The following is a 12222-nucleotide window of genomic DNA, read 5'->3' on the forward strand; positions in this document are numbered from 1 at the left end:
TCGTCGAGGCCTTCCGGTTGGGCAGCTTGGTCGCTCCCGATCCTGGAGGGCCTCGACCCCATTCACCCCGACCGCGTCATGCCAAGTCGCTCACCCACTCCCACCGCAGGTACGAAGAGCCGGATAAGTGATCGCCAGAGCTCGTGCCGGCGGTTCGGTGAGGTACTCCGAGAACCGGCAACCAGACAGGTGCGGGCACAGGTCGACAACCGTGTTGCAGCTCGTGCACAGGTACCCGCGGACCAGGCCGGTGAAGTGATCGTGGTCGATCTTCGTCGCCCAAGGATCAGGGCATGTCGCACATCCTGGCCCTAGTGCCTCGACGAGCTGCCGGCGCACGGTCGCCCGTGCGTCCCGACCAGTGGCAGGCGACGGCCAGCGGCCGGCCGCTCGCGCGCAGCGTTGCTCGAGCGGCACTTGGGCAACGTTCACCGCGGCCTCACCGGCGCCGAACCGGACTTGTCCGTCGCACCATTCTGATGGGGTGGCCGACCCGAGGCAGATCGAGCGATCGCCTGAGAACAGGTGGTACACCCCGGAACGGTCCTGCACCGCGCGGTCGCCGTAGGTCATGCCCGCCTGGGATGTGCAGGTGTCGAGCAGCTCCTCAAGCGGCTTGTTCACGTGAACCTCTTCGAGCGAACTCAGCCGCCAGAGCAGGTTCTCCCGTCGTCCCGGTGGGAGGTCCAGTACCGTGCGCGCCTTGGGCTGCGCCTCGCTGGTCGCATCTGGGGCGGTATCGCCCACGGCCGGCGTTGGGCCGGGCTCAAGCGCTCTGGGTGGCATTAGCAGCCGTTGTGAGGCTTGGCTGTAGCGCGGCCCGTGCGCCGGCAACCAGCTGATCGAATCCTCCGGCTCGGGCGAGGCCTTGGACCTGGACCTCGTAGCCCGTGATCGTCAGATCGTCGACCTTGATTTCGTCGAACGACTTCCACTCCCCCAGCGGCAGATGCTCCGGTGCGCTCAGAGCGGGGTAGAGAAGTTTCATGTTTGTCGCGCCGGATGCGCGGAGGAACGCCAAAGACTCGTACACGTCTGCTGCGCTGATGCTGGGCGTCCGACCGACACGGGTCTTGTACTTGGCGTCAAGGAGAAGCGTGGCGAGCGAACCGGTCAGGGGGGTGATGTCGGGTGTGGCGTAGACCGGTTGCGTGCCGCGATGGCCGAGGACCCATCGCATCTGCCCTACTACCTTGTGGTCTGGAAGCGCCCGACGCACGACCTCCTCGCAGAGCGACTGCCAGGCCGACCAGGTCGACAGCAGGAATCCTGGGCCGGTGAAAGCACCGCCGTCGAGGTTGAGGCCCAGTCCCTCGACAACGAGTCGAGCCAGGTCGTAGGCCTGCTGCCAGCCGCGGTGGCGGACCGGAAGTGGCGCGAACACAGCCGGCGGGTTCGACTGGGGTGCCAACTGTCGGCCGAGCAGTCTGAGCTGCGCCTGGGTATCCGCGTCCGCGACTTCTGGGATCAGGGTTGCGACGGCAGCCGCCAGCGTCGCGTTGTAGGGATTGCGACGGGTCAGTTCGAGTCGGGACACCTCGAAGCCGTCCGGGTCCGGCAGGACGACGGTCTCCCATTCGACATCGCCGTCGATTGCGAAGTCGGAACTGGTCGTTCGACGGTAGGAGCGGATTGGTCGGCGCTCATTCTCGGAGTGGAGGTTGAGCAAGGACCTGGCGATCAGTGTTGCGAGGTCGCCGCGGTCCTGGGTGCCGGCGGAGATTTCATCGTGGACTAGGAGGTGGCCGGTTCGGACGAGTACGGCGAGCAGAAAGAAGTCGCTACGCCAACCGCTCGTCGACGGGTCCAGGAACTTGGGCACCACTTCCAGTTCGACGCTGGCGTTGAGGCGAAGCAGGCCTGCGACGCCGTCCGCCTTCCACGTCCCGCCGCTGGTGGTGGTGATCGGGTCGTTCTCGTAGCCGAGCAGCGTCTTGACACGGTCATTGAGCTCTCGCAGCTGGATCAGGACCTCGCCTTCGGAGATCCCGCTCAGTGAGGCGACCTCGCCGGTTGTCCGTGGCCGCTCTCGAAGCTCCTGGAGCACGAGCCGGTCCATGGCCGTCACTCGGTCGCAATGAGGGCGAGGAGCTTGTACAGCTCCTCGGGAGTCGGGCGAAGAGGACCGGAGATACGTCGAACCGTCTGCCCTGCGAAGGTGGACTCCACCAAGGAGTAGACGCTCTTGCTGTTCTCGGCACGCAGGACGTCGGAGACCGCTCGGGTGTTCCCGTAGAAGACCTCGTCGATGTGGCCGCGGAGTGTCGCCCAGGCGGTGGCGACGTACTCCTGGGCAGCTGCAACGGCGGAGTCTGCGGGTGCGTGCATCAGGGCACCGTGGCCGAGCTGATAGGCCTGTCCCCTGCCCAGGAGTACCTGCTCGTTGATCTTGGTGAATGCCTGGGCAAGCGCCTCGTAGTAGTCCTCGGCGCTCGATGGGCTCTCAGGCAGCGGAGCAGGTGTTGGGTCGAGGCCGAGGTGATCGCGCAGCACGTCCTCTTGCGGCTCGAGGCGGTGGATGTGGAACCGGCGCAGGAACGCGACGTCAAGGGGCTCAACGCTCGTGTCGGCCTCGTTCATCGCCGCGAGGATGTAGAGGTCATGAGGAAGCGCGAAGGACTCGTGCTCCCCACCGTCGCCCAGGATCTCGAAGAACTGTGTCGTCTCGGTGGCCGTGCCGTCGGTGGGAAGTCGCTTGTCAGCCTCAAGGCCAACGAGCGCACTACCGAATGAAGCGACGGCAGGACCGCGGTTGATCTCGTCGACGAGGACGAGGGCGGCGTTGCCATCGTGGCCCGCATGCTTGGCTGCCCGGTAGAGCGTTCCGCTGGTCACGACGAATGCGCCGGCCTCGCCGACCTTGGGCACGAGTCCGCGCATGAAGTCCCGGTACTTGGTGTTCTGGTCGAAGACCGTCTGGAAGACGCTGCGGGTGACGTCCTGGTCAGGGCTGGGGAACCATGGCGGGATCGGTCCGGAGGATGCCGGGATGGGGATCCGGCCGGTCGGCGCCGAACCCGTCTCCCCCTGCTTCCACTGGAACAGCTCGCGGACCTCGTTGAGCAGCCGGGACTTTCCGGTGCCTGGCGGACCGGTGATGATGACGTTTTTGCGGATCGCGAGAGCCTTCAACACCGCACGGGCGTCTGGGCTGATGTCGGCCTCAATCGGCATGGCAGTAGCCCGTCCCGTCTGTGAAGTTGTAGTAGCCCTGGACGGTCCTGGTCCCGCTCCGTAGTGCGGCCGAAGCCATGCAGCTGAGAATCGTGCTGCTGACCTCAGTTGGCTCGTCGGCGGTCAGGTCGGGGAAGTCCAGGGCATTGTCGGCCGCGGCCCGGATGCTGCCTAGCGAGGCCCGGGTGGCCTCGGTCATCGTGCGCACCAGCCGCTCGCGGTCGTCCCCGGCGCGGGTCTCACGGGTCAGGTCCTCGAGGACCAGCACGAACCCCGACCCCGTCGACGGGACGCTGTCGCCCGGCTCCGGCACCAGCGTCACCCGCACCCGCAGCAGCCGGTCCTCGTGCAGCGTGGTCGCGGTGTAGTCGCCTCCCCGCCCGCCGACGAGCCGGGACGCCGCGTGCGCGAGGAGGCCCCGGTCGACCAGCCCGAACACCGACCGCCCCAGACCGACCGGCGCTTCGCCGAAGAGGGTGCGGGCGGCCTCGTTGTAGAGCAGGATGCGGCCCTCCCGGTTGCACACCACCACCGCGACGGTGAGCTGGGCCATCAGCACAGCCAGCCGGTTGCGCTCCGACTCCATGTCGCGCCGCGCCACCTCGGCCAGGCCCTCCGCCTCGTGCAGCGTGGACTCGTGGCGCTCCGCGAGCCGGTCGATCGCCGTCGCGAGCGGCCGGAGCTCCTCGGCGCGCACCTCGCCGATCCGGTGCGCGGGGTTCGCGTCGACCATCACGCCGGTGTCCTCGGTCATCCGCCGGACGGCCGCGGCGGTGACTCCCAGGACGCGGGCGAGGATCGCCACCAGGCCGACCACCGCGAGCAGCGCCAGCACGCCGACGGCCAGCGGGTCCACCTCGGCGAGCAGGAGCCAGACCAGCGCGGCCGCGACCACCACGACGTACGCCGTGACCCCTCCGACCGCGCGCCACGCGCCTGCCGACAGGCCGGGTCTCACGCGTCGTCCTCGCCGAGGAGCTCCTGCACGTGCGCCACCAGCTCGCGGGTCGAGAAGGGCTTGACCACGTAGGAGTCGGCGCCGACGGCGAGGCCCTTGGTGCGCTCGGCCTCGCGTCCCTTCGCGGTGAGCATCACGATCTTGAGGTCGGTCCACCCGGTCGCCCGCAGTGTCTGGCAGACCTCGTAGCCGTCGCGGTGCGGCATCATCGCGTCGAGCAGCACCAGGTCGGGGCGGAAGCGCTCCACCTCGGCGAGCGCCTCCTCGCCGTCGCGTGCCACCGCGGTCTCGTAGCCGCTGCGTCGCATCACGAACTCCAGCGACGTCACGATGTTGGGCTCGTCGTCCACGATCAGGACCTTCTTGCTCATCTCTCCACCTCCGCGTGCGCGACCGGCAGCGTGAACGACAGGGTGGCGCCGGGGCCGGGGCGGTCGGCGACCCACAGCCTTCCGCCCAGGTGGTCGATGATCTCGCGGCTGATCGGCAGCCCGAGGCCGGTGCCGGACGGCCGGCCGCGCCGGGCGTCCCCGCCCTGGCGGAACTTGTCGAAGACGACCGCGCGGTCCTCCGCGGGGATGCCGCCGCCGTTGTCCTCCACATCCACCTGCACCTCGCCGTCCCCGCCGGCACCGGTACCGGGGTCGCGCACCGACGCCGACACCCGTACAGCCCCCCGCTCCGGGGCGGCGAACTTCGCCGCGTTGCCGAGCAGGTTGACCATCACCTGGGCCACCCGGTCGGCGTCGGCGGCGACCGGCGGCAGTCCCTCGGGGATCTCGACGTCGAGGGAGATGTCGCGTTCGCGGAAGAGCTGCGCGGTCGCGGCGACCGAGGTCTGCACGACCTCGCGCAGGTCGACCGGCTCGACGTGCCACTCCCCCGCCCCGGACTCCAGCTTGGCCAGGTCGAGGACCTGGTTGATCAGCCGGGTCAGCCGCTCGGTCTCCTCCACGATGGGCACCAGGAACTCCTGCCGCTCGTCCGGGTCGAGGTCGGGGTTGTCCACCAGGATCTCGGAGAACGCCCGGATCGACGTCAGCGGCGTGCGCAGCTCGTGGGTGACGGTCGAGACGAAGTCGTCCTTGAGCCGGTCGAGCTCCTGCAGCTGCTCGTTGGCCTCGCGCAGCTCGGCGGTGGCTCGCTCGAGCTCGCGGGACTTCGCCTCGAGGGCGTGGCTGTAGGCGCGCACCTGCGAGGCCTCGTCGAGGATCTCCATCACCTCGGCCATCCCGAGCGGCTCCTCCGAGACCACCGAGGACACCATCACGCGCGCCGACGCCGAGCCGACCGAGCCGGCCAGCAGCGCCTCCACGTGGCGGATGAGCTCGGCGTCCGCGACCGCCTCGGGAGTCACGTCGGCACGGGTGCGGGCGGCGTACGCCGTGAGCGCGGCGTGCGCGCCCTGGGGCCCGACGAAGCGTTCGAGCAGTCCGCGCAACGCACCCACCGTCGACTCGCCGCGCCGCAGCGCGAGGTCGGGGGTGCCGGTGGGCCGGCTCATCGCGTCGACGAACAGGGCCGCCTGCACGCTCTCCACGGGGCGCGGGGTGCTGAAGAGCGAGACCCCGACCGTCATGCCCACGTTGACCAGCATGCTCCACAGCATCGCGTGGCCGACCGGGTCGAGCCCGTCGAGGCCGAAGAGGGCGTGCGGCGCCAGCAGCTCGATGCCGAACGGCCCCTCGGTCGGCAGGCTCGACGGCATCCAGCCGGAGTCGGAGAACGACGGCAACAGCAGCGTGTAGCCCCACATCGAGATCCCGGCGACCAGTCCGGCGAGCGCGCCGGCGCGGGTGGCGCCCTTCCAGTAGAGGCCGCCGAGGACCGCCGGCGCGAACTGCGCGACCGCGGCGAAGGAGATCAGGCCGATCTGCACCAGGCCGAGCGCGTCGGTGGCAACCCGGAAGTAGACGAAGCCGAGCAGCAGCAGGGCCACGATCGTGACGCGCCGGACCAGGAGAACCAGCCGGCCCAGGTCGCCCCGTCCGCGCAGCGCGCCCCTGCTGCGCAGGAGGAGCGGCATGACGACCGAGTTGGAGACCATCGTCGACAGGGCGATCGTCTCCACGATCACCATCCCGGTGGCGGCGGAGAGACCACCGACGAAGACCAGCAGCGCCAGCAGGGACTGCTGGTCGGCCATCGGCAGGGCCAGCACGAAGGTGTCGGCGTCGACCTCCGGTCCGAAGGTCAGCAGGCCCCCGAGGGAGATCGGCAGCACGAAGAGGTTGATCAGGAGCAGGTAGAGCGGGAACAGCCACATCGCGGTGCGCAGGTGGCGCTCGTCGACGTTCTCCACCACCGACACCTGCCACTGTCGCGGCAGCAGCAGGAACGCCAGCATCGAGAGCACGGTGAGCCAGAAGAACGTGTCGTAGCCGGTGTTGGGGCTGAGCGTCATCAGCTCGGCCAGCTCCGGTCGCTCGGCCGCCCTCTCGACGACGTCGGAGAAGCCGTCGAAGAGCCCGTAGGTCACCCACGCCCCCACCACCAGGAAGGCGACCAGCTTGACCAGCGACTCGAAGGCGATCGCGGCGACCATGCCCTCGTGCCGCTCGGTGGCGTCGAGGTGGCGGGTGCCGAAGACGATCGTGAACGCCGCCAGCATCAGGGCGGCGTACAGGCCGGTGTCCTGGAGCAGCGGGACGGCCCCGTCGCCGGTGGTGGCCGCACCCGCCTCGCTCCGCAGGATCGTGAACGTCGTGGAGATCGCCTTGAGCTGCAGCGCGATGTAGGGCACCAGGCCCAGGACCGCGATCACGGTCACCAGACCGCCGAGCAGCTGGCTCTTGCCGTAGCGGGCGGAGACGAAGTCGGCGAGGGAGGTGATCCGGTCGCGCTTGCAGATCCGGATGATCTTGCGCAGCACGACCCACCAGAGGATGACCACGACCATCGGGCCGAGGTAGATCGGCAGCCACGCGATGCCGCCCTCGGCCGCGCTCCCGACGCTGCCGTAGTAGGTCCACGACGTGGCGTAGACGGCGATGGACAGCGCGTAGATGTAGCCGTTGCTGATGATGCTGCGTCCCCGGGCCGCCTGCCGGTCACCGAACCAGGCGATCGCGAAGAGCACACCCAGATAGGCCACCGAGACCGCGACCACCACCCATGTGGAGACCATCAGCGCTCCCGTACGACGAGCGCGACGAGGGCGATCAGGAGGCCCCAGGCGGCGAACACGTAGAGCCACACCAGCGGCACCCCGAGCACGATCACCTCGCGGTCGAAGACCCGCAGCAGTGGGTAGCCGAAGAGCGCGAAGGCCGCCACCGCCAGCGCCACCAGCCTCGCCCTGGTGCGCCCGTCGTCCACCCGTCGTCCCATCAGGTCACCGTGTGCGTCTGATAGCGGTTCGCGGTGATCTCCTGCATCACCCGCACGGTGCGGATCGCGTCGCGCAGCGCCCGGCGCTCCTCGGCGGTCAGGTCGCCGACCCGCACCCGGTTGTCGATCGGTACGCCGCGGCGTACCTGCTCGATCTGGTGACGCAGGCGCAGACCGGTCAGCGCGCGGTAGGCGGTGACGAGCCGGCCCACCCCGTCGGCGCTGAGGGTGCCAGCGGCACCGGCGGCGCGCAGCCGCAGCTCGGTGGTGCGGGCGTTGGTGCCGGCGGCGAGGGCGTAGAGCCGGGCCAGCAGCACGATCGCCGCGGTGCCGCTCTTCTTGATGTCGAGCCAACCGTGGTCGGTGTGGACGTGTCCGAGCAGGACGACCGGCGGCCGGAAGGTCACCGTGGCCGCCGCCATGTGCTTGAGGAAGGTGCCGCGCCGCCCGCCGGCGACCAGGATCTCGTCGAGACGGCTGACGTCGAGCTCGCCGTGCACCGGCCGGACGTCGAGGAAGATCTCGGCCTTGAGCAGCGCGCTCGGCAGCGGGTCGTTGACCCAGCGCTCGAAGTAGCCGGTGAGGGTGTCGAGGTGGTGGCACCACTCGGTGGCCATGTAGCCGCCCGTGCAGCGCGGGATCCCGGCCAACGCGAGCCCGTCCACGACCGGCGCGGCCAGCGCGGCGAAGTACTCGTCCGGGTCTCCGGGGGCGAGCCGCGGCCCGCCGTAGGTCAGCGCACTGTCCTGGTCGCTGGAGAGGACCTGCTCGCCACGCCCGTGCGACCCGAGCGCCAACCAGGCATAGGCGTACGGCGGCGACCCCAGACTCTCCTCGGCAAGGGTCAGCAGCCGGGAGGTCAGCACGTCGTTGGCGTGTGCGACCGTCTGCGTGACCTCGAGTACGTCGACGCCGTCGTCGAGCTGCCGCTCGGTCGCCCGGGTCATCTCCTCGGCGTACGACGCGAGCGGCTCGAGCCGGGCCACGTCGTCGAGCGCGTCGACGAGCCCGAGCGGTCCGCTCATCTGCTCCGCACCGGCCACGGCCCACCTCCCGTGAGCCTCACCCTAGTGCGGCGTCACCCCGGACGGCACGGATCCCGGAGGCCGCTCGGGTCGCCCGGTCAGTCGCTGTGGCGGGCGGCGATCAGTCGCCGGGCCTCGGGGGTGAGCCCGGTCCTGGTCGCCTCCCGCACATCGACCTCGCTGCGGTCGGCGCGCACCGCGTCGTACCCCCAGATCACGATGCACCCGACGACCGCGGCCAGCACCACCACCGCGGAGAAGAAAACGTAGAACAACATGTGCACTCCCTCATCACACGAGGTCGACGTGACCTCGGTCTCGTGTGACTGGTTCGCCGCCCCCGACCGCGGGGATGGGTCCGGGCGATCTGGAGCGGACCGGACCCGATCGACCCCACCGTGCTTGACCCACGCGATTCGGGGAGACGCTGCCGCCATGACGCCGCCTCCCGCGCCCACCGCCGGCACCCTCGACCGACTGCGCGGGGCAGCACGCCGCTACTTCGGTCACGAGTCCCTCCTGCCGGGGCAGGAGGAGGCGATGGGCGCCCTGCTGGAGGGACGCGACGTCCTGCTGGTCTCGCCCACCGGGTCGGGCAAGTCCCTCAGCTACCAGCTCCCCGGGCTGCTCATCGACGGCGTGACCGTCGTGGTCTCACCGCTGCTGGCGCTGCAGCGCGACCAGATCGCCAACCTCGGGGAGGAGCACCCCGAGCTGCGCGCCGGTCGGGTCAGCTCCGCCGAGAGCGAGGCGGAGAAGGAGGCGGTCCTCGCCGAGGCCGCTGCGGGCACGCTGGAGTTCCTCTTCTGCTCCCCCGAGCAGCTCGCCAACGACGAGGTCCGGGCGCGGCTGGCGTCCGTGCGGCCGAGTCTCGTCGCCGTCGACGAGGCGCACTGCGTGTCCTCGTGGGGGCACGACTTCCGCCCCGACTACCTCCGTCTCGGAGACCTGCTTTCCGACCTCGGCAGCCCCCCGACGATCGCCATGACCGCGACCGCGGCCCTCCCGGTCAGGGAGGACATCGTCGAACGGCTCCGGCTGACCGACCACGAGCTGGTGGTGACCGGTTTCGCCCGGGACAACCTCGCGCTCGAGGTCACCCGCGTCGAGGAACCCGACGACCAGCGCCGGGTTGTCCTCGAGGCCGTCGCCGCCGAGGAGGGCGTCGGCATCGTCTACTGCCGCACCCGCAAGGCGACCGAGGAGTACGCCGAGGCGCTCGCCGAGCTCGGTCGGCGTACCGCCGCCTACCACGCCGGCCTCCCGCAGCGCGTCCGCGAGGAGGTGCACCACGCGTTCCTAGAGGGCGGGCTCGACGTCATCGTGGCGACGTCCGCCTTCGGGATGGGCATCGACAAGCCCGACATCCGGTTCGTCGTGCACGCCCAGGTGCCGGAGTCACCGGACACCTACTACCAGGAGATCGGTCGCGCCGGCCGCGACGGCGAGCCGGCCCGCGTCCACCTCGTCTACCGCGACAAGGACCTGTCGCTCGGCCGCTTCTTCAGCGGTGGCCTGCCCGACCCCGACGACGTCGCCCGGGTGGCCGAGGCCGCCGCGGGACTCCCCCGCGAAGGTGACCGCCTCCCCGCGGTCCGTGAACGCACCGTGCTCGGACCGCGCAAGGCCGCACGGCTGCTCAACCTGCTCGACCTCGTCGAGGAGGCCGGTGGCCCCAGTGGCGCAGGCAGGAAGGTCGTCGACGCGGTGGTGGCGCGCGCCGAGGCACAGCGCCGGCTGCAGCAGTCCCGCGTCGACATGATGCAGGGGTACGCCGAGACGACCCGCTGTCGCAGCGCCTACCTGCTGGCGTATTTCGGGGAGGCAACCGAGGGGCTGTGCGGGCACTGCGACAACTGCACCCACGGCATCGCCGCCGAGCCGGACGCCTCGGCGACGCCCGCGGCGTACGCGCTGGAGAGCCGGGTGCGGCACGGCGAGTTCGGCGAGGGCGTCGTCACCGACGTCGAGGAGGACCGCGTGACCGTGCTGTTCGACGACGGCTACCGGACCCTGTCGCTGCAGGTCGTCGAGGACGAGGGACTGCTCGATACGATCTGAGCAACTGCTCGACGTCACCACGATCTACCACGAGCCCGAGGTCGCGCAGTACCCGCGCGGCACCCAGATCCTGGACCGGTTCCCCGACGCGGCGCGGGTCGAGGTGCCCAGCCACCAGGACATCCCGGGGCTCTACGGCAACCCGGGAAACGTCGAGGACTGGGTGCGCAACAAGCGCAACGTGCTGGTCCTCGGCGTCAAGAAGAGCCTGACGGCACGACCCAACGGCCGCTCCAGCGACTTCATCGCGCCTTCGACCTCCAACGGCTGCGCGATGGCCTGTTCCTACTGCTACGTGCCACGGCGCAAGGGCTACGCCACCCCGATCACCACGTTCGTCAACATCGAGAGCATCCTCGGCTACCTGGGGCGCCACGCCGACCGGCAGGGCATGAAGCTCGAGCCGAACCAGTGTGACCCCGTGGACTGGGTCTACGACCTTGGTGAGAACGGCGACTGCTCGGTCGACGCGATGGTCTCCGACAACGTCCGCGACCTGGTCCGGCTCTTCGCCGAGCTGCCCAACGCCAAGGCGTCGTTCGCCACCAAGCTCGTCAACCGGGACCTGCTCGGCTACGACCCACGCGGCGGCACCCGGGTGCGCTTCTCGCTGATGCCGCAGTCGGTGAGCAGGCTCGTCGACCTGCGCACCTCCCGCATCTCCGAGCGGATCGCGGCCATCGACGACTTCGTCGAGGCCGGCTACGAGGTGCACCTGAACTTCAGCCAGGTGATCGTTTACGACAGGTGGCTGGATGACTGGGCGATGCTGCTGCAGGAGATCGACGACGTGGTCGGCGAGCGTGCCAAGCAGCAGCTGGCCTGCGAGATCATCCTGCTCACCCACAACGCCGGGCTCCACGAGGTCAACCTGGGGTGGCATCCGAGGGCCGAGGAGCTGTTGTGGCGTCCGGAGCTGCAGGAGGCGAAGACCAGCCAGAGCGGCCAGCGAAACGTCCGCTACCGGGCCGCGGCCAAGCGGTCGTACGTCACCCAGCTCACCGACCTGATCGCCGAGAGGGCGCCGTACATCCGGGTGCGCTACGCGTTCTGAGCTGTCACACGCCCGCGGCTCAGATCCAGAGCGCCGGGTCGCGGAACATCCGGTCGGGGTCGGACGCGGTCGGGTCGACCGGACGTGTCGTCGCGGGTACGCCGGTGGCGACGCTGTGTGCCGGGACGTCCTTGACCACCACGGCGTTGGCGCCGATCTGGACGTGGTCGCCGACCGTGATCGGGCCGAGCAGCCGGGCGCCGGCGCCGACCACGACGTTGCTGCCCACCGTCGGGTGCCGCTTGACCCGCCGCAACGAGCGGCCGCCGAGGGTGACCCCGTGGTAGAAGAGCACGTCGTCGCCGACCTCGGCGGTCTCGCCGATGACCACGCCCATGCCGTGGTCGATGAAGAAGCGGCGCCCGATCCGGGCGCCGGGGTGGATCTCCACTCCCGTCACGGCGCGGCTCACCTGGGAGAGCAGTCTCGCCACGAGGCGCGTGCGGCGATGCTGCCACAGCCGGTGGGACAGTCGGTGCGCCCAGATGGCGTGCAGCCCCGACGAGGCCAGCGCGACCTCGAGCCGCGAGGTGGCGGCAGGGTCGCGTGCCAGGGCGGCCTCGACGTCCTCACGGACCGCCGACCACCACCTGCCCGGGGCGTTGCTGGTGCGCACGCGG

Annotated in this window: 12 protein-coding genes; 2 read left to right on the top strand and 10 right to left on the bottom strand. The window is 70.1% G+C overall.

Features of this window, described 5'->3' with window-relative positions; translation table 11 throughout:
• Positions 1–90 precede the first annotated feature (90 nt).
• The 9 genes from ACYVID_RS16865 to ACYVID_RS16905 all read right to left on the bottom strand — a co-directional run bounded on the left by ACYVID_RS16865 (position 91) and on the right by ACYVID_RS16905 (position 8765).
• Positions 91–747 (bottom strand): endonuclease domain-containing protein, encoded by a 657-nt coding sequence (locus tag ACYVID_RS16865; protein ID WP_460739040.1) that lies wholly within the window; start codon positions 745–747, stop codon positions 91–93.
• A gap of 19 nt (positions 748–766) precedes the next feature.
• Positions 767–2059 (bottom strand): 5-methylcytosine restriction system specificity protein McrC, encoded by a 1293-nt coding sequence (locus ACYVID_RS16870; protein ID WP_460739042.1) that lies wholly within the window; start codon positions 2057–2059, stop codon positions 767–769.
• A 5-nt stretch (positions 2060–2064) separates the two neighbouring features.
• Complete coding sequence (locus ACYVID_RS16875; RefSeq protein ID WP_460739044.1) at positions 2065–3174, bottom strand: AAA family ATPase; 1110 nt, start codon at positions 3172–3174, stop codon at positions 2065–2067.
• Positions 3164–4132 carry a PAS domain-containing protein gene (locus tag ACYVID_RS16880; RefSeq protein WP_460739046.1) on the bottom strand — a complete coding sequence of 323 codons (969 nt, stop codon included), beginning with the start codon at positions 4130–4132 and terminating at the stop codon, positions 3164–3166. Before ACYVID_RS16880 ends, ACYVID_RS16875 begins: the two co-directional genes overlap by 11 nt.
• Positions 4129–4503 carry a response regulator transcription factor gene (locus ACYVID_RS16885; RefSeq protein ID WP_460739048.1) on the bottom strand — a complete coding sequence of 125 codons (375 nt, stop codon included), beginning with the start codon at positions 4501–4503 and terminating at the stop codon, positions 4129–4131. Before ACYVID_RS16885 ends, ACYVID_RS16880 begins: the two co-directional genes overlap by 4 nt.
• Positions 4500–7259 carry a sodium:solute symporter family transporter gene (locus ACYVID_RS16890; RefSeq protein ID WP_460739050.1) on the bottom strand — a complete coding sequence of 920 codons (2760 nt, stop codon included), beginning with the start codon at positions 7257–7259 and terminating at the stop codon, positions 4500–4502. The genes ACYVID_RS16885 and ACYVID_RS16890 overlap by 4 nt, the downstream gene beginning before the upstream one ends.
• Positions 7259–7462: a hypothetical protein gene (locus ACYVID_RS16895; protein ID WP_460739052.1), complete on the bottom strand. Its 204-nt coding sequence runs from the start codon at positions 7460–7462 to the stop codon at positions 7259–7261. The genes ACYVID_RS16890 and ACYVID_RS16895 overlap by 1 nt, the downstream gene beginning before the upstream one ends.
• A complete protein-coding gene (locus ACYVID_RS16900; RefSeq protein ID WP_460739054.1) occupies positions 7462–8487 on the bottom strand; it encodes a putative nucleotidyltransferase substrate binding domain-containing protein in 1026 nt (341 codons plus the stop codon). The genes ACYVID_RS16895 and ACYVID_RS16900 overlap by 1 nt, the downstream gene beginning before the upstream one ends.
• 98 nt (positions 8488–8585) lie before the next feature.
• The gene (locus ACYVID_RS16905) at positions 8586–8765 is read right to left on the bottom strand and encodes a hypothetical protein (RefSeq protein WP_460739056.1); all 180 of its coding nucleotides are present in this window, start codon (positions 8763–8765) and stop codon (positions 8586–8588) included.
• A gap of 157 nt (positions 8766–8922) precedes the next feature.
• Between ACYVID_RS16905 and ACYVID_RS16910 the strand changes: the two genes are divergently transcribed.
• The gene (locus ACYVID_RS16910) at positions 8923–10548 is read left to right on the top strand and encodes a RecQ family ATP-dependent DNA helicase (protein ID WP_460739057.1); all 1626 of its coding nucleotides are present in this window, start codon (positions 8923–8925) and stop codon (positions 10546–10548) included.
• A gap of 22 nt (positions 10549–10570) precedes the next feature.
• Positions 10571–11602 carry a spore photoproduct lyase family protein gene (locus ACYVID_RS16915; protein ID WP_460739102.1) on the top strand — a complete coding sequence of 344 codons (1032 nt, stop codon included), beginning with the start codon at positions 10571–10573 and terminating at the stop codon, positions 11600–11602.
• A 19-nt stretch (positions 11603–11621) separates the two neighbouring features.
• Here the strand turns inward: ACYVID_RS16915 and epsC are convergent, their stop codons facing one another.
• Complete coding sequence (gene epsC, locus ACYVID_RS16920; RefSeq protein ID WP_460739059.1) at positions 11622–12218, bottom strand: serine O-acetyltransferase EpsC; 597 nt, start codon at positions 12216–12218, stop codon at positions 11622–11624.
• Positions 12219–12222 lie beyond the last annotated feature (4 nt).

The sequence above is a fragment of the Nocardioides ginkgobilobae genome (assembly GCF_054781275.1).

Excerpts from the sequence above, each read along its gene's own strand:
- ACYVID_RS16885 (WP_460739048.1), bottom strand. The coding sequence starts at position 4,503 with ATGAGCAAGAAGGTCCTGATCGTGGACGACGAGCCCAACATCGTGACG.
- ACYVID_RS16900 (WP_460739054.1), bottom strand. The coding sequence starts at position 8,487 with ATGAGCGGACCGCTCGGGCTCGTCGACGCGCTCGACGACGTGGCCCGG.
- ACYVID_RS16875 (WP_460739044.1), bottom strand. The coding sequence starts at position 3,174 with ATGCCGATTGAGGCCGACATCAGCCCAGACGCCCGTGCGGTGTTGAAG.
- ACYVID_RS16910 (WP_460739057.1), top strand. The coding sequence starts at position 8,923 with ATGACGCCGCCTCCCGCGCCCACCGCCGGCACCCTCGACCGACTGCGC.
- ACYVID_RS16870 (WP_460739042.1), bottom strand. The coding sequence starts at position 2,059 with ATGGACCGGCTCGTGCTCCAGGAGCTTCGAGAGCGGCCACGGACAACC.
- ACYVID_RS16895 (WP_460739052.1), bottom strand. The coding sequence starts at position 7,462 with ATGGGACGACGGGTGGACGACGGGCGCACCAGGGCGAGGCTGGTGGCG.
- ACYVID_RS16905 (WP_460739056.1), bottom strand. The coding sequence starts at position 8,765 with ATGTTGTTCTACGTTTTCTTCTCCGCGGTGGTGGTGCTGGCCGCGGTC.
- ACYVID_RS16890 (WP_460739050.1), bottom strand. The coding sequence starts at position 7,259 with ATGGTCTCCACATGGGTGGTGGTCGCGGTCTCGGTGGCCTATCTGGGT.